Annotated in this window: 23 protein-coding genes; 18 read left to right on the top strand and 5 right to left on the bottom strand. The window is 71.0% G+C overall.

Annotated features, from left to right (window positions below; genetic code table 11):
• The first annotated feature begins 167 nt into the window (after window positions 1-167).
• From NBH00_RS06780 to NBH00_RS06755, 6 genes are all read left to right on the top strand, one after another.
• Window positions 168-2,069 (top strand): HAD-IA family hydrolase, encoded by a 1,902-nt coding sequence (locus NBH00_RS06780; protein WP_254572589.1) that lies wholly within the window; start codon window positions 168-170, stop codon window positions 2,067-2,069.
• Window positions 2,070-2,115: 46 nt separating this feature from the next.
• Complete coding sequence (gene hisD / locus NBH00_RS06775; protein WP_254572588.1) at window positions 2,116-3,441, top strand: histidinol dehydrogenase; 1,326 nt, start codon at window positions 2,116-2,118, stop codon at window positions 3,439-3,441.
• Window positions 3,438-3,716: a hypothetical protein gene (locus tag NBH00_RS06770; protein ID WP_254572587.1), complete on the top strand. Its 279-nt coding sequence runs from the start codon at window positions 3,438-3,440 to the stop codon at window positions 3,714-3,716. Before hisD ends, NBH00_RS06770 begins: the two co-directional genes overlap by 4 nt.
• A 116-nt stretch (window positions 3,717-3,832) precedes the next feature.
• Entirely contained in the window at window positions 3,833-4,279 is a 447-nt protein-coding gene (locus NBH00_RS06765; protein WP_254572586.1) for a hypothetical protein, read from the top strand.
• A 66-nt stretch (window positions 4,280-4,345) separates the two neighbouring features.
• On the top strand, window positions 4,346-5,062 hold the full coding sequence (locus NBH00_RS06760; protein ID WP_254572585.1) for a glutathione S-transferase N-terminal domain-containing protein: 717 nt from the start codon (window positions 4,346-4,348) through the stop codon (window positions 5,060-5,062).
• 138 nt (window positions 5,063-5,200) lie between these two features.
• Window positions 5,201-8,083, top strand: coding sequence for a hypothetical protein (locus NBH00_RS06755; RefSeq protein ID WP_254572584.1), 2,883 nt, complete (start codon window positions 5,201-5,203; stop codon window positions 8,081-8,083).
• Between the two features lie 12 nt (window positions 8,084-8,095).
• Here the strand turns inward: NBH00_RS06755 and NBH00_RS06750 are convergent, their stop codons facing one another.
• The 3 genes from NBH00_RS06750 to NBH00_RS06740 form a co-directional block, all read right to left on the bottom strand.
• Window positions 8,096-9,559: a hypothetical protein gene (locus NBH00_RS06750; RefSeq protein ID WP_254572583.1), complete on the bottom strand. Its 1,464-nt coding sequence runs from the start codon at window positions 9,557-9,559 to the stop codon at window positions 8,096-8,098.
• Window positions 9,560-9,605: 46 nt separating this feature from the next.
• On the bottom strand, window positions 9,606-11,039 hold the full coding sequence (locus tag NBH00_RS06745; RefSeq protein WP_254572582.1) for a hypothetical protein: 1,434 nt from the start codon (window positions 11,037-11,039) through the stop codon (window positions 9,606-9,608).
• A 104-nt stretch (window positions 11,040-11,143) separates the two neighbouring features.
• Window positions 11,144-11,818 carry a response regulator gene (locus tag NBH00_RS06740; protein WP_254572581.1) on the bottom strand — a complete coding sequence of 225 codons (675 nt, stop codon included), beginning with the start codon at window positions 11,816-11,818 and terminating at the stop codon, window positions 11,144-11,146.
• Window positions 11,819-11,850: 32 nt separating this feature from the next.
• Here NBH00_RS06740 and NBH00_RS06735 point away from each other — a divergent pair, with 32 nt between their 5' ends.
• From NBH00_RS06735 to NBH00_RS06680, 12 genes are all read left to right on the top strand, one after another.
• The gene (locus NBH00_RS06735; RefSeq protein WP_302182708.1) at window positions 11,851-12,501 is read left to right on the top strand and encodes a response regulator transcription factor; all 651 of its coding nucleotides are present in this window, start codon (window positions 11,851-11,853) and stop codon (window positions 12,499-12,501) included.
• Window positions 12,498-12,863 (top strand): DUF192 domain-containing protein, encoded by a 366-nt coding sequence (locus NBH00_RS06730; RefSeq protein WP_254572580.1) that lies wholly within the window; start codon window positions 12,498-12,500, stop codon window positions 12,861-12,863. Before NBH00_RS06735 ends, NBH00_RS06730 begins: the two co-directional genes overlap by 4 nt.
• 193 nt (window positions 12,864-13,056) lie before the next feature.
• On the top strand, window positions 13,057-13,239 hold the full coding sequence (locus NBH00_RS06725) for a Flp family type IVb pilin (protein WP_254572579.1): 183 nt from the start codon (window positions 13,057-13,059) through the stop codon (window positions 13,237-13,239).
• A gap of 59 nt (window positions 13,240-13,298) precedes the next feature.
• Window positions 13,299-13,478 carry a hypothetical protein gene (locus tag NBH00_RS06720; protein WP_254572578.1) on the top strand — a complete coding sequence of 60 codons (180 nt, stop codon included), beginning with the start codon at window positions 13,299-13,301 and terminating at the stop codon, window positions 13,476-13,478.
• 53 nt (window positions 13,479-13,531) lie between these two features.
• Window positions 13,532-14,011, top strand: coding sequence for a TadE/TadG family type IV pilus assembly protein (locus tag NBH00_RS06715; RefSeq protein WP_254572577.1), 480 nt, complete (start codon window positions 13,532-13,534; stop codon window positions 14,009-14,011).
• 2 nt (window positions 14,012-14,013) lie between these two features.
• Complete coding sequence (locus NBH00_RS06710; protein WP_254572576.1) at window positions 14,014-16,188, top strand: pilus assembly protein TadG-related protein; 2,175 nt, start codon at window positions 14,014-14,016, stop codon at window positions 16,186-16,188.
• Window positions 16,189-16,286: 98 nt separating this feature from the next.
• The gene (cpaB, locus tag NBH00_RS06705) at window positions 16,287-16,991 is read left to right on the top strand and encodes a Flp pilus assembly protein CpaB (protein ID WP_254572575.1); all 705 of its coding nucleotides are present in this window, start codon (window positions 16,287-16,289) and stop codon (window positions 16,989-16,991) included.
• The gene (locus NBH00_RS06700) at window positions 16,988-18,115 is read left to right on the top strand and encodes a CpaE/TadZ family protein (protein ID WP_254572574.1); all 1,128 of its coding nucleotides are present in this window, start codon (window positions 16,988-16,990) and stop codon (window positions 18,113-18,115) included. The genes cpaB and NBH00_RS06700 overlap by 4 nt, the downstream gene beginning before the upstream one ends.
• A 3-nt stretch (window positions 18,116-18,118) precedes the next feature.
• The gene (locus NBH00_RS06695; protein ID WP_254572573.1) at window positions 18,119-19,474 is read left to right on the top strand and encodes a TadA family conjugal transfer-associated ATPase; all 1,356 of its coding nucleotides are present in this window, start codon (window positions 18,119-18,121) and stop codon (window positions 19,472-19,474) included.
• Complete coding sequence (locus NBH00_RS06690) at window positions 19,471-21,348, top strand: type II secretion system F family protein (RefSeq protein ID WP_254572572.1); 1,878 nt, start codon at window positions 19,471-19,473, stop codon at window positions 21,346-21,348. Before NBH00_RS06695 ends, NBH00_RS06690 begins: the two co-directional genes overlap by 4 nt.
• 3 nt (window positions 21,349-21,351) lie before the next feature.
• On the top strand, window positions 21,352-22,242 hold the full coding sequence (locus NBH00_RS06685; RefSeq protein WP_254572571.1) for a type II secretion system F family protein: 891 nt from the start codon (window positions 21,352-21,354) through the stop codon (window positions 22,240-22,242).
• 184 nt (window positions 22,243-22,426) lie between these two features.
• Window positions 22,427-24,217 (top strand): lytic transglycosylase domain-containing protein, encoded by a 1,791-nt coding sequence (locus NBH00_RS06680; RefSeq protein WP_254572570.1) that lies wholly within the window; start codon window positions 22,427-22,429, stop codon window positions 24,215-24,217.
• A 6-nt stretch (window positions 24,218-24,223) separates the two neighbouring features.
• Here NBH00_RS06680 and NBH00_RS06675 read toward each other — a convergent pair whose 3' ends face one another.
• Window positions 24,224-25,462, bottom strand: a complete 1,239-nt coding sequence (locus NBH00_RS06675) for a glycosyltransferase (RefSeq protein WP_254572569.1) — start codon at window positions 25,460-25,462, stop codon at window positions 24,224-24,226.
• Window positions 25,459-26,067 carry a TetR/AcrR family transcriptional regulator gene (locus tag NBH00_RS06670; RefSeq protein WP_254572568.1) on the bottom strand — a complete coding sequence of 203 codons (609 nt, stop codon included), beginning with the start codon at window positions 26,065-26,067 and terminating at the stop codon, window positions 25,459-25,461. The genes NBH00_RS06675 and NBH00_RS06670 overlap by 4 nt, the downstream gene beginning before the upstream one ends.
• Between the last annotated feature and the right edge of the window lie 22 nt (window positions 26,068-26,089).

Genomic DNA, 26,089 nt, shown 5'->3' with positions numbered 1-26,089 from the left:
GGCGACTCCGCGAGGCTACGCTAACGTAGGTTCGGGAAGGAGTGCAAATGGGTACGGCGCGATCGGGCGCACCTGCCCAACTTCGGCGCCGCGAATTGGACGGTCCGCCCGGGAGCCCTGGGGCCGGACCCCGCCGCCGCGAGCCCCGCCGGTACCCTCCGGCGTCCGTGCTGCTCGCGTCCCGCCTCCGCCTGCCCGACGACACCGGCGCCCTGCTGTGGGACCTGGACGGCGTCGTGCTCGACACGCTGAGCCTCGAGGTCGGGATCGTCCAGGATCTCCTCGCCGAGCACGTCCCCGCGGTCGCGCCCGTCGACCGCGAGGCCGTGCGGCGCGCCTTCCCGCACACGATCCCCGTCTTCTGGCGGCTCCTGCTGGAGGGCGCGGGCGCCGAGCCGGACGACGCGCTCGTCCGGACGCTCACCGACGCGCTGGAGGACGCCCGCACGACCGGGGCGCCCGCCGTCCTCCCGGGGGTGCGCGAGCTGCTCGACGCCGCGGCGGCCGCCGGCCTCGCCGTCGCCGTCGTCTCGAACAACCCCGTCGCGCACATCGAGGAGCTGCTCGACCACGCGGGCCTGCGGAGCGCCTTCGCCCACGTCGTCGGCAACGACCAGGGCCTGCCGGGCAAGCCCGCCCCGGACATGTACCTCGCGGGCGCGGAGGCCGTGGGGCTGGCGCCCGCCCGCTGCGTCGCGCTGGAGGACTCGCTGCTCGGCGCGGCCGCCGCACGGGCCGCGGGCTGCCACGTCGTCGGCGTCGCCACCGGGGCGGCGACGTTCGGCGAGCTCGAGGCGTCCGCGGACGTCGACCGCGCGTTCCTCGCCTTCACGCCGTCGACCGCCGTGCTCGCCCCGGGCGACGTGACGGCAAAGTCGCTGCGCAGCCCGAACGAGTTCGTGAGCCACATGCTCGAGCACATCGCGTGGCGGACCGGCTGCTCGTTCACACTCGCCTGGGCGTGCAACGACTGGGGCTGGCTCGGCGAGGCGGTCGGCGCGCAGCTGGGGCCGCTCCTCGACGGGCCGCAGGCGACGAGCCGGGCGCTCGGGCTCATCGACGACGGCAGCTGCGAGGTGACGCTCACCCGCGGCGGGGACTGGACGACGCTGAACGGCGTCGGGCCGGTCGACGCCGAGCGGTTCGTCGGGCTGCGGGTCGAGCAGCTCGCCGCGGGCGGCGCGCTCGTCGAGATCCTGCGGGGCCTCGGCGCGGCCTGCGGCCTCGGCATCACCATCGACGTCGCGAGCGTCGAGGACCCCCACCACACGTGGGAGGCGATCTTCCGCGCCGTCGGCGTCGCCCTCCGCGGGCTGTCCGACACGCTGCGCGCGCACGCGGACGGCACCGGGAGCACGGTCGTCCCGAACGACGGGCGGCGCGCGCAGGCGGGCTACGGGCTCCGCGTCGAGGCCGCGTCGCCCGAGGCGGTCCGGGTCGTCCGCACGACCGCCGAGAGCGTCTGCACCGCCGACGTCGCGCTCGCCGGCGGGCCGCTGACCCTGACGCTCGCCACGTCCCCCTCGGTCTCGTGCGACGGGCTCATCGACCTCGTCGGGCGCCTCGGCATGGCGGCGGGCCTCGGCGGCACGATCGACTTCTCCGCCCTGGAGCTCAGCTCGAGCCACGTCGTCGCCGAGGACGTCGGGATGACGCTCGGCGCCGCGGTGAAGGAGCTCGCGACCGCCCGGATGGACGCCTTCGGGATCGAGGGCGCGGGCTCGTCGCTCGGCGCCGCGCCCGGTGAGCCCATCCGCGTCGGCATCTCCTGGGAGGGACGCAAGTTCCTGCAGCTCGTCCCGCTCGGGTGGACGCGCGAGGCGCTGCGCGATCAGCTCATCGGCGGGACGCTCGCCAGCGGCCTGTTCAGCGAGGACCTCGACGACTTCCTCGACGGGTTCGTCGGCGGCATGGGCGTGAGCGTCGTCGTCCACTGGGAGCCCGTCACCGACCTCGACGCAGCGTGGGTGCTCGTCTTCACCGGCCTCGGGGCCGCGCTCGCCGAGCTGCTCGCCCCGAACCACGCCAAGCGCGCCCTCATCGCGGGCGTCAAGGCCACGCTCGCATGAGCCCCGTATTTGTTCTTCAGACCCTCCCCCACAGGAGCCGCACGACGTGAACATCTCCAGGCACGACCTCGCCGGGCTCGACGCGGCCGGCCGGGCCGCGCTCCTCGCCCGCGTCCAGCAGGCCGACACGAGCGACATCGGCGAGACCGTCGAAACCGTCGTCGCGGCCGTCCGGGCCGAGGGCGACGCGGCGCTCGTCCGCTTCACCGCCGAGTTCGACGGCGTGCAGCTCGATCCGGCGAAGCTCGCGGTCACCGAGGCCGAGTTCGACGCCGCCGAGGCGCAGGTCCCCGCGGACGTGAAGGCCGCGATCGAGCTCGCGGTGAAGAACATCCGCCACCACCACGCGGCGCAGGTCCCGAGCGCCGACTGGATGCAGGAGACCTCGCCCGGGGTCATCTCCGGCGAGCGCTACACGCCGATCGCCTCGACGGGGCTGTACGTCCCGCGCGGCAAGGGCTCGTTCCCGTCCGTCATGACCATGCTGTCGGTGCCCGCGGTCCTCGCGAAGGTCCCCGTCATCGCGGTCTGCACCCCGCCCGGCCCCGGCGGCGAGGTCGACGCGGCGTCGCTCTACGCGGCGCGGCTGAGCGGGATCGACACGATCTACCGCGTCGGAGGCGCGCAGGCGATCGCCGCGCTCGCCTACGGGACGGAGTCGCTGCCGAAGGTCGAGAAGATCGTCGGCCCCGGCAACCGCTACGTCACGCACGCCAAGCGGCTCGTCTACGGGCAGGTCAACCCCGGCCCGCCCGCCGGCCCGAGCGAGTCGATCGTCCTCGCCGACGACAGCGCCGACCCGTCCGTCGTCGCGCACGAGCTGCTCGTCGAGGCCGAGCACGGCCCCGACAGCGCCGCGGTCCTCGTCACGACCTCGCACGCGCTGGCGGACGCGGTGAGCGCGCTGTTGCCCGCGCTGACGGCCGCCCTGCCGGAGCCGCGCAAGACGTTCGTGGAGACGGTCCTCAGCGGCTTCGGCGGGATCGTCGTCGCCCCGACGCTCGACGACGCGATCGCCTTCTGCAACGAGTGGGCGCCCGAGCACCTGCACGCGATCGTCGAGGACAGCCTCGGCGTCCTGCACCGCCTCGAGCACGCCGGCGAGATCCTCCTCGGCGAGCACGCGTCGATCGCCTTCGGCAACTACGTCATCGGCCTCAACGCGATCCTGCCGACCGGCGGCTTCGCCCGCGGCTACTCGTGCGTCGGCGTGGACGACTTCATCAAGCGGTCCTCGTTCGCGTACGTCACCGCCGCGGGGGCGCGGGCGCTCGGGCCGTCGGCTGCGACGCTCGCCGACTACGAGGGCTTCCCCGCCCACGCGGCGGCCGCGCGCCACGCCCTGGCCCGCGCGGCGGAGGGGACGGCGTGAGGCTCTACGTCTGCTGGGGCACCTTCGACGTCCCGGTAAAAGGCCACGTCTGCCACGACGCCCACCGCGCGCTGACGGCCGCCGGCCACGACCCCGAGGTCGTCCACGCGCACTCCTTCGGGGGCCTGCCGGGCCTCGTCCAGACCCCGACGCGCAAGAAGGTCCGGGCGGCGACCGGTCGCTACTGGGTGCCCGCGCTCGAGCTCGACGACGGCACCTGGGTCGGCGGGACGAAGAAGATCGTCGCGTGGGCGGCGGCGCATCCGGCGGCCTGAGGGTCCTGGAGACCGGCCGGGGCTGACGCACGGCCGGATGTCGGCCTTGCGCTGAGCGCGCCCGCGGTGGGACGATCGTGGCAGACGTCACCAACTCGCCCAAAGGAGTTCCACCCATGGAGTCCTCCCCCGCCCGTGTCCTCATCGTCGCGAGCCAGACGGCCGCGACCGACGGCCTGCTCGACGCCGTGCGTGAGCGCGCCGCCCGCGGACCGTGCCGGTTCACGCTGCTCGTCCCGACGCCGGTCACGGCGGTCCAGCGCCTGCTGAACCCTGACGATGCCGACCGCGCGCAGGCGACCGCCGTGCTCGAGCAGGCCCTGCCGGCGCTCAGTGAGGCCGCGGGCTCACCGGTCGCCGGCCGCGTCGGCGTGCCCGAGCCGCTCGCCGCGATCCAGGACGCGGTGAACCTGCTCGGCTTCGACGAGATCATCATCTCCACGCTGCCGCACCGCGTCTCGCGCTGGCTGCACCTCGACCTGCCCCACAAGGCGGCCGGGCTCGGGCTGCCGGTGACGACCGTCACCGCGAGCTCGCGCGACCGGGAGCCGGCGGCGGTCTGACATCGCCGGGGTGACGTCCGTGTCCCGCGGGGTGCCGCGGGACACGCCCGCGGATAGGGTCGGGCCGTGCGCGCGCGTCTGTACGGCATCCCGATGTCCCACCCGGTCATCACGGCCCGCCTCGCGCTGGCCCGGAAGGGCGTGGAGGTGCAGGAGCGGACGCTGCTCGCGGGGGCGCATCCGCTGCTGCTCCTCGCGCTTGGCTTCCGCGGGGGCACCGTGCCCGCGCTCCGGCTCGACGGCGCCCGCGTCCAGGGCTCCACGGCGATCACCCGCGCCCTCGAGGCGGCCGTCCCGGACCCGCCGCTGTACCCGGGCGGGCCGGCCGAGCGCGCCGCGGTGGCCGAGGCCGAGGCCTGGGGCGAGCGCGTCCTGCAGCCGATTCCCCGCCGCCTCATCCGTCGCACGCTCGTCCTCTCCGGCACCCAGCGCCGCTGGTTCGCCGCGACGACGATGCCGCTCCCCTTCCCGGGCCTCGTCGCGCTCGCGCTGCGGCCGATCGCCGGGGTGTTCGCGGGCATGGTCGGATCGAGTGCCGAGAGCACCGCCGCCGACCTCGCCTCCCTCGACGAGATCCTCGGCCACGTCGACGCGCTCATCGCCGACGGCGTCATCGGCGGGCCGGACCTGAACGCGGCCGACTGCCAGATCGCCCCGGCCGTCCGGATGCTCCTCGCCTTCGCCGACCTGCACGACCGGGTGGCGGCGCACGGGCCGGCAGCGGCGCTGGCGTTGCGCCTGGTGCCGGACTACCCGGGGATTCCGGGGGTGCTCGGGGTTTGAGGGTGGGTAGGCGCGGCCGGAGCAGGCCCGTCTGGCCCCCGACGCGCCACAAGCGCAATCTTAGGACGAGTTTAGACCTTTTGGTCGAATGCGCACACTAGGGTTGGCGCTCATACCGCCCCGGCCTAGGATGCGCAGATGTTCCGGGGAACGGGGTGCTCGCGGGCTGCGCGAACGGTCGCGAGCACGGTGCTCGCGGGGGTCGTCGTGGGCGTCGGCGCCGGTGCGCCCGCCGCGGCGGCCGCGACGCTCCGCGCCCCGGCGGCGCAGACCCCGGCCCCCGACGCTCAGGTGCAGACCCCGCCGGTCTTCAGCTGGGGCGCCGTCCCGCGTGCTGCCCAGTACGAGTTCCAGCTCGCCGCCGACGACCAGTTCAGCTCGATCGTGCTCGGCAGCGGGTTCGGGAAGGGCGACTTCCGTACGCACTCGACCGCCGCGACGCTCGACACGGCGATCCCGGACGGCACGTACTACTGGCGGGTGCGTGCCATCTCCGCGAGCGACAAGGTGGGGCGATGGTCATCTACACGGACGCTCGTGAAGGCGTGGAGCACCGCGCCGGTCCTCGGGCTCAGTGACGGCATCGGGGTGGCGTGGCCGTCGACCCCTCTGCTCCTCAAGTGGTCGGCGGTGCCCTACGCCGCGAAGTACTCGGTGACGATCACCACGGACCCCGCGCTCTCGAGCGGAGCGATCGGCTCCTCGCCCAAGGTCACGGACACCCAGGCCACCGTGTTCGCATTGCCGGGGACCTTGGCTCCAGGCACCTACTACTGGGCCATCACCCCGCTCGACGCCCGCGGGCATCCTGGGACGCGCTCCCACATCGGGACGTTCGCCTGGTCGTGGCCGACGACGAGCCCGACGCGCGTGACCGACCTGGACCCCGACCCGACGGTCTTCGACCCCCAGTTCTCCTGGGACCCGATCCCGGGGGCGGCGAAGTACGAGGTGGAGGTCAACTCGGCGTCGAACTTCCCGGCGGGCTCGAAGTGGTGCTGTACCGACCCAACGATCGGCACCTCGTTGTCACCGACCAAGCCCCTGGCCAACAACCGTTATTACTGGCGGGTGCGGGCGGTGGACAGCAGCGGCAACGCTGGCCAGTGGAACAACGGGCCGGACTTCAACAAGGACTACGACAGCGGCGAACCGACGATCCCGAACCTCGCGGTGCGGAGCACAACCGGCGCCGCGGTCCCGGGGAGCGGCGGCCCTCCGGCGACCGACACCCCGATCGTCTCGTGGGATCCGGTCCCCGGGGCGGCGAGCTACGAGGTCCAGATCACGCCGTACCAGAGCGGCTTCGGATGTGACTGGGCACTGGTAGGCCACGACAGCAGGACACGGGATACGCAGACCGCGGCCCCGGCCTGGACGCCCCTGGGGCCTGGTGGCCACTTCGGTCCGACCTCGTACCCCAGCCCACAAGCCGAATCAGCACTCCCCGCCGGCGGCGCGAAGTACTGCCTCCGCGTCCTCGCGCGGACCGATGACGACGCCAAGGGCGGGGCCGTCATCAGCCAGTGGACCCAGCTCGGGGGCACGAACCAGCCGGCCTTCCAATACAACGACCCGCCGGCCTACGTGCCGCTGCCTTCGGGCCAGGTGCTCCAGGCGACCGACGGGGACTACATCGCGCCCGGGGCGGGGGCGGCCGTCACGCGGACGCCGCTGTTCACCTGGAAGCCGATCCCCAGCGCGCGCGGCTACTACGTGATCGTCGCGCGCGACGATCACTTCACGAAGATCGCGGACGTCGGCTTCACCAACGTCCCCGCCTACGCGCCCCGCAAGACCTCCGCCGGGGGGATCCCGCTCTCCGACGAGACGACGAGCTACTACTGGTCGGTGATCCCCACCACGGGCGCGTCCGGCACCGGGTCGAACGCCCCCGGGCCAACCCCGAACCACCCGTTCAACAAGAACTCGGCGCCGCCGGGCCCGGCCGGGCCCGCCGCCGGGGCCGACATCCTGACCCAGCCGACCTTCGCGTGGACCCGTGCGGAGGGCGCGCTCCACTACCAGCTCCAAGTCGCCCAGGACCCGACGTTCGCCAACCCGATCAACGACGTGCAAACCGATTCGACTGCGTACACCAGCTCGTCGACCTACCCGGCCGACACCGTGCTGTACTGGCGAGTCCGCGCGAACGACGTCACCAGCCAGGGGCTCAACTGGTCGCCGGTGCAGACCTTCCGTCGCCGCCTGCCCACCCCCGTCCCGTCTCCACTGACGGCCACGACCGGTGAGGACATCCGCGCGCTCTCATGGTCGGCGGTCGAGGCCGCCGTCTCGTACTCCGTCCACGTGGATCAGGTCGACGGCTCGTCGAAGGACTTCACCCTCAACTCGACGTCGTTCACCCCGATCGACTGGTACGGGCAGGGGATCTGGCACTGGAAGGTCCGCGCGAACTTCGCCGCCCTTGGGACGACGGTGCCGGGCCCCTACTCGGCGACCCAGAACATCATCCACACGCTCGGCCCGCCGTCCGGCGCCTCCGGCCGGCGGACGCCGGGGCGCATCCTGCTCAGCTGGAGCCCTGACCCGTCGGCCAAGCAGTACCAGGCGCAGCTGTCCACCACCGACGGCTTCGGATCGGCGTTCGCCTCGGTCACGACCGACAACACGGCATGGGCGCCGGATCTCACCAGCGACGCCCTGAAGAAGGGCGGGACGATCTACTGGCAGGTGCTGGCGATCGACTCCGGCGGTAACAAGGGCAAAGGGGCGAAGGGCAGCTTCCGGCTTCCGGTGGCGCTGACCGTGGTTCCGACCGGCATCCTTCAGCGCGGGCGGACCAGCACCCTCACCCTGCGCGTCACGTCGCCGTCGGGATCACCGATCCGACTCGCCCGGGTGGCCGTGAGCGGGCTCGGGGTCCGCGCGGCGCATCGGGTCACGAACCGGGCCGGGAAGGCGACGTTCCGGGTTCATCCCCGCCGTCGTGGCAATCTCATCGTGGTGGTCACGCGCGCCGGCCATCAGACGACACGCGTCAAGGTGCCGGTCGCGTAGACGCCAGGCGGGTCAGCGCTGAGGTCCCAATGACACGATGACGCCGTCGCCCCGGTAGATGACCCGCTGACCCGGTTCGCGAAGACGGAACCGCACCACGTTCGCGTCGGCCGGATCCATCACGAACAGCCCGAATCCGTCGAGGATCCGGTCCGACGGGGCATCCGGCACCGCGGAGTGGCGGGCGATGGCTCGTAGTTGCGCCGCGCTCAGGAGTTCGAGCCGGGTGTCGTACGACACCCGGCCGGCGAGGGCCGGCTCGTGCCAGAGCAGCCAGTCGGTGAAGCGGTCTCCGGCGTGGACCCGCAGCCCGGGGTCGCGCCGCATCGCCGTCGCGACGAGCGTGAGCGCGCGCTGATCGTAGTTGCGCTCCGGCCAGTTAGGTGGGCGCGTCGCCACGAAGACCAGTGCCGCGACCAGCGCGACGACACCCATCCCGGCAAGCGCGAGATTCAGCCGGACCCGGCGCGCCCCCGGCGGCGGCGCACCCCACGCGGACGTGAGCAGGCCGGGCATCAGGATGGTCGCGGTCAGCGCGAACCACGTGACGTTGCGAAGCGCTGAGACCCCGGCCGCCGCCGTGACTCCTAGTGCGACGTGCTCGAACAGGGGATGCCGATCCCCGGACCGCCCGAGCAGGAAGACGGCCGCGGTGGCGAGCGCGAAGAACGGAACCGCGAGAAGGGTGAGCGAGGTCACCGGTTGCCACTCCGAGATGAGCCCGCGGAACGTCGGGTTGGCGAGCGTGTGGTGGTAGTACCCGATCATGGCCGGCCCGTAGGGGGTCACGAGGACGCTCGCCGGGCCGCCGATGACGAAGACGGCCGCCCGGCGCCAACCGCGGCCCGTTCCCTCCGGCCGTCCCACGAGCTGGGTCAATCCGTGGCACGCGACCAAGACGGCGGCGAGGGTGACCGACCCGTGCAGGTTGCCCCAGAGGACGAGAACCGGGAACACGAGATAGGTCCGCCGAGCCGGACGCCGGGCGTCGGCGGCCAGCAACCAGAGCACCGCGGCGAAGAGCGGGTAGGCGAAGCCCTGCGTGCGCACCTGGATGGACGTGAAGGCGTAGAGGCACGTGCTGACGATGAGCACCTCCACCACGTGCAGATCGGCGCCGCCGAGACGGCGGGCGGCGCCGATCGCGATGACGAGGGCCGACAGGAAGAGCGCGACGTAGACGATCGCGTAGAGCAGGAGACCGCCGACCCGATCGATCTCGTACAACACGAGTTGCCCGAGCCATTGCTGGTCGACCCACTTCACGCCGCGCGTGAGGATCGCCATCTGATCGTGATGGGGGATCCCCTGATGCGCAACGACGCGGCCGTCGACCAGCGCGAGGAAACCGTCCTGGTTCAGGTGGGTGGGCAGGGTCAAGAACAGACCGACCCCGGTCAGCGAGAGGAACAGCACGAACAGCGCGTTACGCTCTACGGCGGCGACGGCGCGGGCGCCCCCGGCCGACTGCGTCACGTCGCTCGTCCCCGGCCCGCCATACGGCGGCCAACTATACGACCGTTCACCGAGCGTCCGCCGCCGACGTGTGCGACCGGGGAGGAGCACCCAGCACGATCACGACGATACGGCCACGAACGAATGCGGCTCGGGAGCCGTTTTCCTGCAAGAGCACCGCGGCAGCCGAAGGGAGATGACCCAACGGTCGTTCCGACCGATCCAGGACGATCAGCCGAGCCCCGCCGAGGGCCGAGCGCCATCCGTCCCCGACCTGACCGCGGACCCGGCGGAAACGCCTGAGCTCCGCTTCGCTCAGGAGCTCGTAGCGGATGTCGAATGGGATGTGACCCGTCAGCGACGGGGCGGCGACGAGCAGCCAGTCGGCGTAGCGCGGGTGGACGAAGATGGGAGCCGTCGGGTCGGCGGCAACCGCACGCGAGATCACTGCTGCCGCGGCCGGCGGAAAGCGTCGATCGACCTGGCGCGGCGCGTCGCCCAAGCCATGCACTGCGGCTACGACCACCGCTCCTACAGCCGATATGAGGGTCGCCGCGCCGCCGGCCACCGACGCCGCGCTCCGGGGCGAGCGTCTCGCCGGGAGACAGGCCGGGAGCATCAGAGCCCCGGCGAGCCCGAACCAGCCGAGGTTACGGCGCGCCGACAACGCCGCGACGAGGAGCAGGCCGAGCGCCACCCGCTCGAAGAGGCTGAGTGTGCTCCCGCTCGAGACGATCGCGAGCACGGCTCCGGCCGCCAGGACCAAAGCCGGCACCTGGATCGGCTCGAGCGTCACTGGCATCCAGTCGGAGGCCACGTTGCGAACCTCACCGTTCCCTGCGAGGTCGCCGACATAGGCAAAGATCTCAAGTCCGTACGGGGTCGCGACGAGCGTCGCCCCGGCAAGGAGGACGAGGAGGACCGTGGCGGCGCGCTCACCGGGAGGCGCGGCGTCGCGCAGGCGACAGGCGGCAGCGACACCGACGAGAGCGACGCCCAAGAACACCGAGCCGTGCACGTTCGCCCAGAGCACGAGCAACGGGATGACCCAGAACACCCTGCGCGACGGGGTCCGGCTGTCCGAGCAGAGCAAGGCGAGAACAGCGGCAAACAACGGGAGCGCGAGGCTCTGGGTGCGGATGTTGCCGGCAACGAGCATGAGGGGGACCGCCGCGACGAGACCCACGAGCACGACCTGCCGCGGCGCACCTCCGCGACGCCGCGCACCGACGAGGACAACTGTAAGGCTGCCGACGACCGCGAGGGCGTTGACGGCGCCGAGCAGGCGGACTCCCCCGGCGCGCCACAGGTCGTAGAGCACGAGCTGCCCCAGCCATTGCTGATCGATCCACCGATGCCCCACGGTCCAGGCCGTGAGCGTGTCGTGGTGCGGGATGCCGCCCGCAACCACCCGGCCGGCGGCGATGGCAAGCCAGGTATCGGGAGTGACGAACGCGCCGACTCCGAGAAATAGAAGTGCCCCCGTGAGGAGGACCAGCAAAGCCGGGAATGCCTCAGCCGCGACGACCCGACCGACGCTGTCCGGCGGACGACCCGCGCTCGGCGACCGCGGTGACACGAGCGACCGCTCGGGCGGACCCGAACTCAGACCAGCCCGAAGCGGACGGCGTCCGCCGCCGCCTGGGCACGATTCGACGCGCCGAGCTTGTCGAGGATGGCCCCGACGTGGTGCTTTGCCGTGCTCGAGCTGATGCAGAGTGCCTGCCCGATAGCGGCGTTGTCGCGGCCCTGCGCGACAAGCGAGAGCACCTGTCGCTCACGGCTCGTGAGCTCGTCGGCGCAGCGTGCGGCGCTCGCGTGGCTGCGCTCGAGCTGCCTCAGTCGCTCGACGAGCGCGCCCGCGACACGTGGCGCCAGCGCGCATTCGCCCACCGCAGCGTTCCGGATCCCGCTCACGAGGTCGGTGATGTCGGCGTCCTTGAGCAGGAACCCGGTGGCTCCCGCGAGCAACGCATCGAGCACCGCCGTCGAGTGCTCATCCGCGAGGATGAGGATCGCCGGCGGGTGGGTCATCGCCGTGATCTGCCGGGTGGCGCCGATCCCGTCGAGAATCGGAAGATCGGGGTCCATCACGACGACGTCAGGCCGGAGCTCGGCGGCCAAACGGACCGCCTCCGTCCCGTCGGTCGCTTCGCCGACGACTGCCACGCCCATCGCGGTCAACGCTCGGGCCAGCCCCATCCGGAAAAAGGAGTAACAGTCGGCCAGGACCGCCGTGACCGGTACGATCACGTCGCGGGTGTGCTGCTCGGCGTGCACACGACGATCCATCGGCATTCCAGACTCGTTTCTTGACAACCCCTGCTCCCTCCCGCCTCAGAGTCCCTCGCATCGTCGTCGCCGACGAGTCGGCGATCATCCGCTCTGCGCTGCGTGTGGCCTTGGAAGAGGGAGGGATGTTAGTCGAGGCGGAGGCGCGTGACCGGAAAGAAGCAAATGACGCAGTTCTGCGGTTTGCGGCCGACATCATCGTCCTGTCTGCCGCCTTGCCAGGCGGCGCGGTCGGCGCGACCGAGGACATCGCCCGAAGCCACCCGGCCACCGAGATCGTCCTGTATGCACCTTCGGCCACCGACGAGTTCATGCTGCGCGTCGTCGCTGCCGGCGCGCACGGGTTCCTGCTCGGCTCGACGGACCCTCGGCGCCTCCCTCACACCGTGGCGGGTGTCCTGCAAGGCGAGGCGGCGTTCCCGCGCCGGTTCGTGCGGGTGATGGCCGACGAGCTCGCTCGACGGCACCGCCCGCTACGTCGGGTCCCGCCCGGCGCGGGCCTCACCGCGCGCGAGGAAGAGGTGCACGGACTACTCGAAGCCGGCCTCTCGAGGGAGGCCATCTCGGTCCGGCTCGGCATCTCGGCCGCCACCGTGAGGAGCCACGCGACGCGTGCCGAGCGCAAACTGCACGCGCCGCCGCGGATTCCGGCGTCCGGAGCGGGCACGTGACCCCTCCCAAGGGCGGCCCTCCGGCGTGGCGGGCGAGGCTCGGCGGGCTTCCGCACGTCGCGCTGATCGGCGACCTTGTGGTCTTCGAGGCACGGACCTGGAACGCGCGACGGCGCGGCCTGGCCGGCCTTCCCGAGCTGCCTGCGTCAGTCGGCCTGCTGATAGCGCCGTGCCGTTCGATTCACACGTTCGGGATGGCCTTTCCCCTGGATCTCATCTGGCTCGATCGCGCCGGCGATGTCAGAGGCGTCACCGAGGCCGTACCGCCGCGGCGGCTGAGATCCGACCTTCGGGGGCACTCGGTCATCGAGGTGGCAGCGGGGCGCGGTCACACGTTTGCACAGGGCTGGGCCAGTCGCTGAACCCGCAAACGACGGGGCCGCCCGCGACCCTGACGGGTACCCCGGCGGGCCGAGCAACAGCGTGGAGATCTCCACGCATGTTCGGCCTGACAAGGGTATTGCGCAAAACACGACATGGTCTATCTTCGACGTTGAGCATCGGGTGTCTCACTCGGCTCGTCGGCTCATCACACCAACCTCTGGAGGCATCTCAATGCTCGAGTACCTGCTGGCAATGTTCGGCGCCGTTCGTGCGGACGACGAGGGTCAGACCGCGGTGGAGTACGCGCTCGTTCTGCTCCTGATCGCCCTCGTCCTCGTCGTCGCGCTCGCGACCGGGCTGGGCAGCGTCCTCTCGACGACCATCAGCAAGATCACGGCATCGCTGGGGGCCTAGGAACTGCGGCCTACCCCGTCCCGGCTCGTCGCCGGGACGGGCCACCGCCGGCGGCAAGAATGCCCGCACAGCGCACGGCCGATCAAACTCATCCGGTCGGTGACGACCTGGGTCAGTCGACCGTCGAGTACGCGTCGGTGCTCCTCACGATCGTGATCGTCGTGGTCCTGTTCCTCGCCGCTGGCATGGACGGCGCGCTCGATCCGGTGATCGCGCACATCAAGAGCGCCGTGCCCTGAGCTACCCGCCAGTCGTTTCGACGCCTCCGCCCTGTGTCCCACCCGAGGTTCCCGTGAACCGATCACACCCCACTCCCGAGCAGTCCCGCCGCCGCCGGCATCGAGACGACTCGGGCGTCGTCGCGGTCGAGTTCGCGCTGGTGCTGCCGTTCCTGCTTGCCTTCGTCTTTCTCCTCACGGACCTCGCCCGCCTGTTCAACTACACGAACGACGTGAACCAGCTCGCCGCCAACGGCGCGCGGATGGCCGCCGTGAACAACTACCCGGGCAGCGCGGGCTTACGGGCTACCGCCGACACGAGCGAGATGAAATCGGCCTCGGGCGGCGACCACCTCGACGGCGGCCTGTCGATCTGCTTGTCCTATCCCTCGGGTTCGACGCAGACCGGGAACCCGGTGAAGGTCACGATCACCGGCCGGTACAAGATGCCGACGCTCGCCAAGCTCGTCCCTGGTGTTCCGGACCACATCGACTTCAGCGGAAGTTCGACGATGCGGCTCGAGCGCGCCTCGACGGCGACGGCCGGGTGCTGACCGTGCCCCGCCGCCTCCGGCTGCGCGGCGACCACGGCGTCGCCACGGTTCTCATGGCCGCACTGCTGGTCGTCGTCGGCGTTCCCTTCATGATCTTCGCCGTCGACGTCTCGTACTGGTGGGTCCACAAGCGGCACCTCCAGAATCAGGCCGACGCCGCGGCGCTGGCCGCCGCCGGGTCCTTCCGGTTCCCCGCATGCGTCAACGCGACGATCACGAACACCGCGCTCGAGTACTCGGGCCTGGGCGACGGATCGCCCGTGAAATACAACGATACGAACCCAACCGTCCCGGCCAGCCGGCTGCACGTCGTCATCAACCAGCCGCACTACTACAACCAGAACACCAAGCCCGACAATCCGGCCGACGACCCGGCCGACTACCAGGGCCCCGACACGTCGCCGTGCGCGAAGAAGTTCGTCGACGTGAAGATGACCGAGACCGACCTGCCGCACCTTTTCAAGTTCAGCCTCTTCGGCAGCGACCCCTTCGGCAGCGTCGTACCCAACATCAACGCGCAGGCCCGGGTGAAGCTGTTCAACTCGGACGTGGGGCAGGATCTCTCGCCCTTGGCCGTCCAGGATCCGACGCCCAAGAAGGTCCGCGTCTACCTCGTCGACGAGGCCACGGGGAACACGCTGAAGGATGCGTCGAACAACGACGTCAGCGTGCTCCTGAGCCAGCACGGCAGCGGTAACGGCTATCTGCACTACGACAACGAGACCGCGCCACTGTCGTTCACGCCGCCCACCCCGGCGGCGCCCGCGACGTCGATGAACCTCGGCGTCCGCGTCGCGCTCACCGGAAGCAACTCCACAGCGTGCCCTCCGGTCGACGCGCTGACGCAGTGCTACGACAACGTTGCGACCGCGCAGGGGCTCTCGTACATCCGCGACTGGGTCGACAACGGCAGCGCCCTCACGGCGACCCAGAAGCCGCAGTCGCGGAGCATCACCACGCAGCCCGGCACCTGCGGCAACGGCTCGTTCACCACGCGCACTGCCACCTGCACCATGGGTCTGACCGCCTCGATCAAGTGGAACCCGGACATCACGGCCGCGACCGCGGCGAGCAAGACCATCGTCACTGTTGTCTTCAACGGCCAGTCGTACCCGATGACCTATGTCGCCGGCAGCTGGACCACGGGCAACAACGCCGGCACCTGGTCGGTCGCCAACGTCTCCGTCCCCGCCGGGACGATCGGCCCCCGGACGCTGACGCTGAACTGGGAGCAGCAGACCGGCAAGGTCGTCGTCGGCACCCAGACGCAGACGTGCACCTCAAGCGGGAACAACAAGTGCACCGGCACGTTCGCCGGGTTCCAGCGCTCGTTCTGGAACGACCCGACCGACCAGACCTCGCGGGGAGGCCCGATCGGGACCTTCGACGTGCTGAACCCCAGCATCCAGCAGGTGTCCGACCTCCGCGCCTGCACCCCGAACTTCTCGACCTGCGCGACGAAGCTCACCTTCGCGGTCGACATCAAGGGCTCGCTCACGCTCGCAGCCGCGACCGACCCCGCGATCTCGCTGCGCGTGCAGAACAGCGGTGGCGGTCAGACCCAGGCGGTCGACTGCGACCCCAACCGCGACCTCGTCGACTCGATCATCCTCGGCTGCCAGCCGAAGTACCAGGTCAACGACGGCAGTCCCTGTAGCACGGTCACCACGCCGTATCCGAGCTGCGTCGGCACCGAGCAGGGCAACTTCTCGAACAAGCCAGCCAAGGCATTCAACGAGCGTTTCCTGTGCAATCCCCCCGGGAACCCGGGGAACTGCAAAGCTGGCAACCTGGCCGGCGGGTTCGACGGCAAGCCCACGACGTGTCCGCCGGCTGGGTCCTTCGGGCACAACAACTGGCCGAACTACCCGACAAACGACCCGCGGCTGATCGGGGTGTACGTGACACCGTTCGGCACCTTCCAAGGCAACGGTCAGGATCTCTTCCCGATCGTGAAGTTCGCGCAGTTCTACGTGACCGGCTACGCGTCGAACGGCTCCGGCTTCGACAACCCGTGCATCGGCCAGGGCGACGAGTTCGCCCCCGGGACCGAGTCGGACATCGGCGTGGTCTCGGGACACTTCGTCAAGCCCCTTGCCGGCGGTGGCGAAGGCGCCACCAACACCGACTGTGACACCAACGACGTCGGCGGCTGCGTCGCCGTGCTCGTCAAGTAACAACCCCCTGAAGGAGCAAACCGATGGAAGCAGCAACGACGAAGCAGACCCCCCTGGACGGCTTGCGACGCTTCCTCGGTACCCGACGTGGCTCATTCGTGGCCGCCGCCATCGCCGCGGCACTCGCGGCCGGCGCGCTCGCCGTCTACCTGAACCACTACAAGAAGGATGTCCGCGACGGCGTCCTCCCCACGCAGGTCCTCATCGCCGACCGGCTGATCCCCAAGGGCACGTCCGGCGACGCGATCGCGTCCAATCGCTTTTTCCGCCCTGCGACGCTCGCCGAGGACGCCGTCAAGAGCGCCGCGCTGACGGACGCGGCCGCGCTCACCGGCAAGACCGCGACCCGCGACATCTACCCCGGCCAGCAGCTCACCTCCGCCGACTTCCAGTCCGGCGCCGACCCGCTTCGCGGCCGCCTGACCGGCGACGAGCGCGCCCTCGCCGTCCCCGTCGATCAGGCACACGGACTGATCGGAAGCGTACGCCGCGGCGACTTCGTGGACGTCTACGGCTCGTTCAGCGGCGGCAACGCGGGCCGCGGGGTGCTGCGGACGATCGCCCAGAACGTACTCGTGCTCAAGGCACCGAGCGGAAACGGCAACAACAACACGAACAACACGCAGTCGGTGATCCTGCGGCTGACGGACAACCAGTCGACCCGGCTCGCATACGCGGCCGACAACGGCAAGATCTGGTTCGCCCTCCGGCCACCGGTCGGAAGTGAGAGCAGTGACCTGCCCGCGATCACCGACCAGTCGGTGGCGGGCCCGCAGGCCTCCGGCCCGATCGGCACCCCGTGAGCGGCCAGACGGTAAAGGCGCTCGTCGCGGTCGACGGCCACGTCAACGGCGAACTCGTCGAGCGCGTCATCGGTGACCCCCGTGTGGCGGTCTCCGCGGTCGGCGACCCCTCCATGGGATGGCCCAGCCGTGAGGACGCGGAGGCCTTGCTCGTGGTCTGCCGTGACGAGTCCGAGGAGGGTCTCGAGCTCGTCCGACGGGCGCACGCCGACTATCCGGGCCGGCCGGTGGTCGTCGCCTGTGAAGGCTCGCCGAACGGCTTCCTGCGGAAGGCGTTCCGTGCCGGGGCCGAGGACGTCGTGTCGATCACGACGCCCGACCAGACCGCCATCGACACCTACCTCGCGCTCGCAAAGGCGGTCGCCCGGCGCGACTCGGACAAGCTCACCGCCACCGAGGGACGCGTCATCACCGTGCTGGGCCCCAAGGGCGGGACCGGCAAGACGCTCGTGTCCACGAACCTCGCAGCAGCGCTGTCGTCCGAGCACCAGCGGGCCGTGGTTATCGATCTCGATCTGCAGTTCGGTGACGTCGGACTCGCGATGGGCCTGCGTCCGGAACGGACGCTGTACGACCTTGCGATGTCCGGCGGGAGCCCGGACGCGACGAAGCTCGAAGGCTACATCGTCGATCATGTCTCCGGCGCAGGTGCACTCCTGGCCCCCACGCGACCGGACCAGGCCGCCTCCGTGACGCCGGACAGCGTCCGGGAGCTGATCCGGGTGCTGCGCGCGAGCACGCCGTTCGTCGTCATCGACACCCCGCCGGCGTTCTCGCCGGAAGTCATCGCCGCGCTCGACGAGTCCACGGACATCTGCATGGTGACCATGCTGGACGCGCCGTCCCTCAAGAACACGAAGATCGCACTCGAGACCCTCCAGCTGCTCGGAGTGCAGGTGCCCGTTCGACTGGTGCTCAACCGCAGCGACTCGAACGTCGGCATCAGTCACGCCGACGTCGTGGCGATTCTCGGCCGCGCCCCCGACGTGCTCGTCCCGAGCAGCCGTGAGGTCGTGCGTTCCGTGAACGCCGGCGAGCCCATCGTGACGGCGTCGGGCAAGCGGAACGAGCCCGCCAAGGCTCTTCGCGCACTCGCCGGCCTCTACCTCCGTGAAGGGTCTTGAGACATGGATCTGCGTGACCGCCTGGCCCAGAACCGCTCCGGAGCCGCGGAGACCGGCCCCGATCCGATGGCGGAACTCCGCGCCCGGGTTCATACCGCCCTGATCGAGGAGCTCGGCCCCCAGCTGCTCGACAGCTCTGCTGAAGCCCCAGAGGAACTCCGGATCCGGGTGCGAGCAGACATTCGCGGCCGCCTCGCGGCCGAGCGCGGACTTTCGGTCGCCGAGCGCGACACCCTGCTCGAGGACCTCACCGACGACGTGCTCGGAAACGGACCGATCGAGCGCCTGCTGGCGGACGACACCATCACCGAGGTGATGATCAACGGTCCGCACGACGTCTGGATCGAGCGCGCCGGCCGCATCTCCCGCAGCAGCGTGCGCTTCGCGGACGACGATCACCTGCGGAGAATCATCAACAAGATCGTCAACCAGATCGGCCGTCGGGTCGATGAGTCCTCGCCGATGGTCGACGCGCGCCTGCCGGACGGCAGCCGCGTCAACGCCGTGCTTCCGCCGGTGTCCCTCAGCGGGCCGCTCATGACGATCCGCAAGTTCGGGCGCGACCGGCTGACAATGTCCGACATGGTGCGCCTCGGCACGCTCACCGACGAGGCCGTCGAGTTCCTCGACGCCTGCCTGCACGCGAAGCTCAACGTGCTCATCTCGGGCGGCACCGGGTCGGGCAAGACCACGATGCTCAACGCGCTGTCTGCATCGATCCCGGACAGCGAGCGCATCGTCACGATCGAGGATGCAGCCGAGCTGAAGCTCGATCAGGCCCACGTCCTGCGACTCGAGGCCAGGCCGCCCAACATCGAAGGCGAGGGCGAGATCCGCATCCGTGACCTCGTGCGCAACTCCCTGCGGATGAGGCCCGACCGGATCATCGTCGGCGAGGTTCGCGGGGCCGAGGCCCTCGACATGCTCCAGGCGATGAACACCGGCCACGACGGCTCACTCTGCACTGTTCACGCGAACTCGACCCGGGACGCACTGGCGCGCATCGAGACGATGGTGCTCATGGCGGGCTTCGACCTCCCCGTGAAGGCCATCCGTCAGCAGGTCGCTTCGGCGCTCGATCTCATCGTGCACCTGGATCGCCTGCCCGATGGCGCACGTCGCGTGATGGCGGTGACCGAGGTGCTCCGGATGGAAGGAGACATCGTGACGCTCCAGGATCTCTTCACGTACGACGTCCACGCCGGCGGCGCGACCATCGCCAGCAAGGGCGGGCTGCGACCGACGGGGCTGCGGCCGGCCTTCCTTCACAAGTTCGAGCTGCGGGACGTCACGCCGCCGGTGTCGGTCGCTGGGCCGGCCGCGTTCGGCGCGCCTATGCCACGGAGCCTCCGGGGATGATGGGCCGGTCGCGTCGTCGCCTTCTTGCCGGGGCGTTCATCGCGGTCGGCATGGTCCCGTCCGTCGCGTCCGCGGCGCCCGGCTCAGAGACGGACACCCGTCTGAACGAGACGTCCGCGTGGCCCGCACGCGAGGTCGTGCTCTCGCTTCCGGCGAAGCGCATCCTCAAGGACTCCGACGTGGCGGTCGTCGAGAACGGCCTGCGCGTGGACGGCGCGACCGTGACTTCGGCGGCGAGCGACCCACACCGCGGTGTGGTGCTCGTCATCGACACGAGCCTCACCATGCGAGGCGAACCGATCCGCCAGGCCATGATCGCCGCGCAGGCGTTCGCGAGCCATCGCTCGAGGTCGACGCCCCTAGGGGTGATCTTCTTCTCGGGCGAGCCGCGTGTGGCGCTCCGCCCGACGACCAATCCGGTCGCGATCCGCACCACCTTGGGGGTCGGTCCTGCCCTCACGCGCGGCACCCGTATCTTCGACGCGGCCGCGGCGGGCATCAACGCGCTCCATAAGGCGTCGCTCACCTCCGGGTCGGTCGTGGTGCTCAGCGATGGCGCCGAGGCTCAGCGCGGCAGCTCGATCGCGCCGGAGGGGCTCGCCGCCCTGGCGAAGCGCTCCGGCGTCCGGATCTTCTCGGTCGGTCTCGACTCGCGGAGCTTCAGCCCCAGGTCGCTCGAGATCATGAGCGCGCTCACCGGCGGGCGGTACGGCCAGGCCGCGCGTCCGAAGGATCTCCCGCCGATCTTCAACGCTCTCGGCGAGCGGCTGTCATCGGAGTATCTGGTGCGGTATCGCTCGACCGTCCCCGCCGGCACGCCGGTCCTCGTCCACGTCGGCGTCTCCGGGAATCCCGAGAACGCCGCGCTCCGGTACACGGCGCCGAACTTCGATGTGCCCAATGTCGGGCTGAGGCGCCCCCACGAGTCGAGCGGACTGAGCCCGTCTCGAGTGCTCGTCGTCTCGACGATCCTGTTCGTCGTCCTCATGCTGGCCTTCTACCTGATCTTCCGGCCCGAGCGGCGCTCGGTGATCTCGCGAGTCGGCGACTTTTCGGGGGGATCAGCGGTACATGCCCCCACCCTAGGGGACGTCCGCGAGGTCAAGCGCAAGAAGGAGCGCAAGCCGTCGGCGCGCTGGGAGCGCTATCGCGACACTGTCGAGCTCGCCGGCCTGTCGGTCGACGCGGCCAACCTCGCGCTGGCGACGGTGGGCGTCGCGACGGCGATCGCGGCTTATGCTGTGTTCGCCGCGAAGAACGCCGCCTTGCTGCTGCTCGTGCCGGCCGTGCCCGTCGGCGTGCGGATGCTGGTCTCGTCTCGTCTCACGGCGCGCCGGCGCGCGTTCGAAGATCAGCTCCCCGACAACCTCCAGGTGCTAGCGTCCGGGCTCCGAGCGGGGTATTCCTTCTCGGCCGCCATGGCAGCGATGGCAGACGACGCGGACGAGCCGTCACGGACGGAGTTTCTCCGAGCCTCCACTGACGAGCAGCTCGGCGTCGACGTCGCCGCTGCGCTCCACGCCGTGGGCGAGCGCATGGACAGCCCGGAGACCGAGTACGTCGGCATCGTGGCCCGGATGCAGCGCGAGAGCGGAGGTAACACCGCAGACGTCCTCGAACAGGTGATCGAGACGGTACGAGAGCGTCAGAAGCTCAAGCGGATGGTGTCCGGTCTGACTGCTCAGGGCCGTTTCGGGGGCGCGATCGTCTCGGCGATGCCCGTCGTCGTCGGGGTGGGCATGGCGATCCTCAACCCCGGTTACTTCGACCCGATGTTCCACTCCGTCGCCGGGATTCTGTTGCTCGCGATGGGCGTGATCATGCTCATCGCCGGCTGGCTGGTCATTCGCAAAGTCGTCAACGTGGAGCCCTGAGCCTTGCTTCTCCTCGCCCTCCTCCTGATCGGGGTAGCCGTGGCGTACCTCGCATCCGCCTTCTCGATGCAGCGCACCCACGCCGATATGCGCGTGCGTGAGATCGAGCTCTACGGTTACACGGCCCCAGCGGTCGCCCCGAGCGCGGCCAAGCCGATGACTGCGCGCGCGCTGGCCCAGGCCATCGGCGACTTGGTCGGCCGGCGTTTCGGGACGGAGGGTGACTCGCGCGTCCGTCGCGAGATCCTCGCTGCGGGGCTCTATAAGCTCACTCCCCGGGCACTGGTCGGCTATCAGGTGCTGGCGGCGTCATTGGGCCTCGTGTACGGGATTTTCTTCGACGTCATCCCGAACCTGAGTGGGCCGTTTTTCGATTCGCTCATCCTCGCGGTGGTCGGCTGGCTGATCCCGATCACGTATGTCAGGCGGACCGGTCGCCTTCGTCTGGACCGGATAGAGCGGGCGCTCCCGGACGTGATCGACCTCGTGGTTGTGTCGGTCGAGTCGGGTCAGGGCTTCGCTCAGGCGATGTCGACAGCCGCGGACCGCACGCCCGGCCCTCTCGGTGAGGAGCTCCGCCTGACGTTGCAGGAACAGCGCTTCGGACTTCCGATGGACAAGGCGCTGGAGAACCTCAACGCCCGCGCAGACACGCCGAACATGCGGTCGTTTGTCCGCGGCGTCGTTCAGGGCGAACGACTGGGTGTCTCCATCGGCCAGATCATGCGCAACATCGCGCGGGAGATGCGGCTCCGCCGGCGCGCCGCCGCCGAGGAACGCGCCCAGAAGACGTCGGTGAAGATCCTGTTCCCGCTCGTCTTCCTGATCCTCCCGTCCTTGTTCATCGTCCTCTTGGTACCCGCCCTCCTCGGACTCGGCGACTCTGTCGGCTGACGGCGGTTAGCGTCCGCGCCGACAGCGTGCGTAAGCTGACGACGCGATCCGCCACCTGCGTTGCGCAAGCGCGGCGACCACGGTTTGCTTGTTATCGTTTGTATTTTTTCTAGATAGTTGAGCCAAGGGCCAGGGGTGGCACATGTCAATCGAACCGCGTAACTCACCGGTGAGGCGCCGCAAGATGGCCGACGGTCGCGTGCGTCTGACCGTGCTCGCCGCCGGCGCCGCCGTGGCCGGCACCGCCGTCGGCGTCGGCGTGCCCGCCATCGCGCAGGACAGTGCGCCCACGCCCGAGCAGATCGCCTGCAAGGACCCGGGCCGCACGACGAACATCATCACCTTTAACAGCGCACCGCTCGACTGCTCGACCGTCCCGTTGCCCGCGGACGAGCCGGCCCCGACGACCCAGGCCGCGGCCCCCGCCGCGGCGACCCCTGCCTCCCCCGCAACCCCGGCCACCCCCGCGGCCCCGGTCACCCCCGCGACCCCGGCGGCGAAGGCGCCGGCGGCAAAGCCGGCGACGCCGGCCGCTCCCGCGACGCCTGCGACGCCCGCCCCGGCCTCCGCTTCGGCCACGAAGCCGGGCATCACGCTCGCCGCGCCGAAGGACGCCATCGACCCGGTGCTCAAGGCCCGTGTGAAGGCGAAGATGCAGGCCCGCGCGAAGGCGAAGGCCCGCGCCGAGCGCAGCATGAAGCTCCGCGTGAAGACGAAGGCGAAGCTGCGCGCCCGCCAGAAGGCCAAGGTCCGCGCCAAGATCCGCGCCCAGCACAAGATCCGGGCCGCCCACAAGCTCGCGACGACGGAGGCGACCTCGTACGCGTCGCTCCCCGCGTCCTGGACGAGCCTCGCGCCGCTCACGATCCCGGCCTTCACGGTCGACGGCTTCCCGATCCCGCCGTTCCTGCTGCCGATCTACCAGGCCGCCGCCGCCCAGTACGGCGTGCCGTGGGAGATCCTCGCGTCGATCAACGAGATCGAGACGAACTTCGGGCGCAACCTCTCGGTGTCGTCCGCCGGCGCCCTCGGGTGGATGCAGTTCATCCGCAGCTCCTGGGAGCGGTGGGGCCTCGACGGCGACGGCGACGGCCGCCGCGATCCGCGCAACCCCGTCGACGCGATCTTCGCCGCCGCCCGGTACCTCAAGGACGCCGGCGCCGACCAGGACCTCCCGAAGGCGATCTACGCGTACAACCACGCCGACTGGTACGTCAACCGCGTCGTGAAGCGCGCCCGCGAGTTCGCCGGGCTCGACCCGCTGCTCGTCTCGGCCCTGAGCGAGCGTGCGCTGCGCGAGGACACGCACCTGTACCGCGCGGCGGGCAACCCGTTCGCCGGTGACGGCGCGATCGCCCCGTCCCCCGGCCAGGCGCTGCTCCTCAGCAAGCGTCAGCTCACGCGCCTCGTCCTGCACAGCAAGGACATCGAGATCTACGAGGGCGGCCGCCAGGACATCGCCGCGGGCCACATCAACCGCCGCGTCCTCGCGACGCTCCTGTTCCTCGCCCGCTCGGGCCTGAAGCCGACCGTCAGCTGCCTGATGAGCGGCCACTCGCTGCTCACGACGTCGGGGAACATCTCCGAGCACTCGTTCGGCCACGCCGTCGACATCTCGGCGATCAACGGCATCCCGATCGTCGGCCACCAGGGCCCGGACTCGATCACCGCCAAGACGCTGAACAAGCTCGTCGAGCTCCAGGGCTACCTCGAGCCGCACCAGATCATCAGCCTCATGACGGTCGACGGGCACGACAACACGCTGTCGATGACCGACCACTACAACCACATCCACGTCGGCTTCGCGCGGGTCCCGCGCGTGCCGTCGAACGAGCGCCCCGCGGACATCGTGAAGCTCGTGCGGACGTTCCGGGTGACCGAGAAGGCGCGCCTGCGCGCCGCGAAGGTGGCGGCGCACACGACGAAGCAGCGCACGGTGGCGGTGCGGCCCGTCGCACGCAGCCTGCCGCGGTAACGCCCGTCAGGCCGGCGCCCGCGCCCCCGCCAGCCCCTCCACCGCGTCGGCCGCGGCCACCGGCCCGCCCGTCGCCGCGAAGCCGTCGGCCACCCGTCTCGCACCGTCGGTCTTCGTCATCGCCTCGAGGACCGCGGCGCGGAGCCGGGCGGGCGACAGGCGCGGTGCGGGCAGCCGGGTCCCGGCGCCTGCGACCTCGACGCGCCGGGCGACCTCGAACTGGTCGCGGCCGAAGGGGACCACGCACACCGGGACGCCGGCCGCGAGCGCCTTCTGCGTCGCGCCCGCGCCGCCGTGGGTCACGACGCAGGCGGCCTTGGCGAGCAGCGGTGTGTGGGGCAGGAACTCGGCGACCCGCGCGTTGGCGGGGACGGTCAGGCCGGCGAGCCCCGCAGCCGGCACGGTGGCGACGAGGTGGACGTCCTCGCCGGCCAGCGCCTCGAGCGTCGTGGCGACGAGACGCCCGTCGTCCTGGAACTCCGACGAGGTCGACACGAGCACCAGCGGGCGGTCGACGGCCTCGAGCCACGGCGGCGGGTCGGCCGGCGGCTCCCACGCGCACGGCCCGACCATGCGCACCCCCGCGGGCCACTCCGGACGCGGGTACTCGAGCGGCTCCGCGGTCATGTAGAGCAGCAGCGGGGCACTCGTGTAGATGTCGGCGACGCGCGCGTACGGCGGGACCCCGGCGCGCCCCCGGACGGCGTTCGCGAGGGGCAGCGCGGCGCGCCCGGCGACGCGCTCGAGGAGCGGGCCGAGGGCGCGGTCGCGCAGGCGCCCGAGCGGGCCGTGGGCAGGCGTCAGACCGGGTCCGAAGGGCGGCACCCCGCCGTCCGGCGACGGGACCGGGAGCGGATACGGCAGCCATTGGGCCCACGGCAGCCCCGACCGCTCGGCGACGGCCGACGCGCCCCAGGACATGACGTCGACGAGCACGGCGTCGGGCCGCTCGGCGGTGATGGCGGCCTCCAGGTCGGCCGCGTCGTGCTCGGCGCGGGCGCCGAAGGTGGCCATGGCCCGCCCGACCTTGGCCGGCGGCGTGCGGGCCCTGAAGTCGTCGTGCTCGATCGCCTCGATCGCGGGGGCGATGGCCTGCGCCGAGAAGCCGCAGGCCTCCAGCGCGGCGGTCTGGCTCGCGAGCGTCCGCACCGCGACGTCGTGCCCGCGCCGGCCGAGCTCGTCGAGCACCGGGACGAGCGGGAAGAGGTGCCCGCGCGCGGGCGAGGTGTAGGCCAGGATCTTCATGTCGTCTCCTCGAGCAGCCGCTCGATCGCGTCGGTGAGGGTGGCCTGCGTCTCGGGCCGGGACTGGCCGAGGTCGTGCGACAGGATCCACCACGCCTGCACGTCGCACAGCGCGATGAGGGCGGCGCGCCGGCGGACGCGGACCGGGTCCGGGAGCGCGCCGAGCCTCCCGCCGAAGGCGTGGTCGACCCACTCGTGGTGCATCGCCTGCGAGGCCGTGAGGGTCGTCGCGTCCTCGCCCGTGGGCTCGCCGCCGCCGAGGCGCCCGATCATGAGCGCCCGCTCCCCGACCGCCTCGTAGTGGTCGAGGAGGTTCGCCACCGCGCCGGCCACGTCGTCAGTCGGGGCGGCCCAGCGCTGGTCGCGGACCCGCGCCATGGCGCGCTCCATCGCTACCTGCCGCAGCCCGGCCTTCGAGCCGAAGTGCCGCAGGAGCGTCTGCTTCGTCACCCCGGCGAGCGCCGCGAGCCCGGTGAGCGACGCCGCGTCCCACCCGCCCGCGAAGAACGTCGTCTCGGCCGCGTCGAGCAGCGCCTCGCGGGTGCGCTCGTGCCCCTCGGCCCGGCTCACCTGGCGGTACGGGCGCGTCGCCGCCTCGGATTTCATGTTACCGACGGTAACTCTGAAA

This window comes from Paraconexibacter antarcticus (assembly GCF_024220175.1).
Lineage (GTDB): Bacteria > Actinomycetota > Thermoleophilia > Solirubrobacterales > Solirubrobacteraceae > Paraconexibacter > Paraconexibacter antarcticus.
This window is presented reverse-complemented; position numbering and strand designations above follow the sequence as displayed.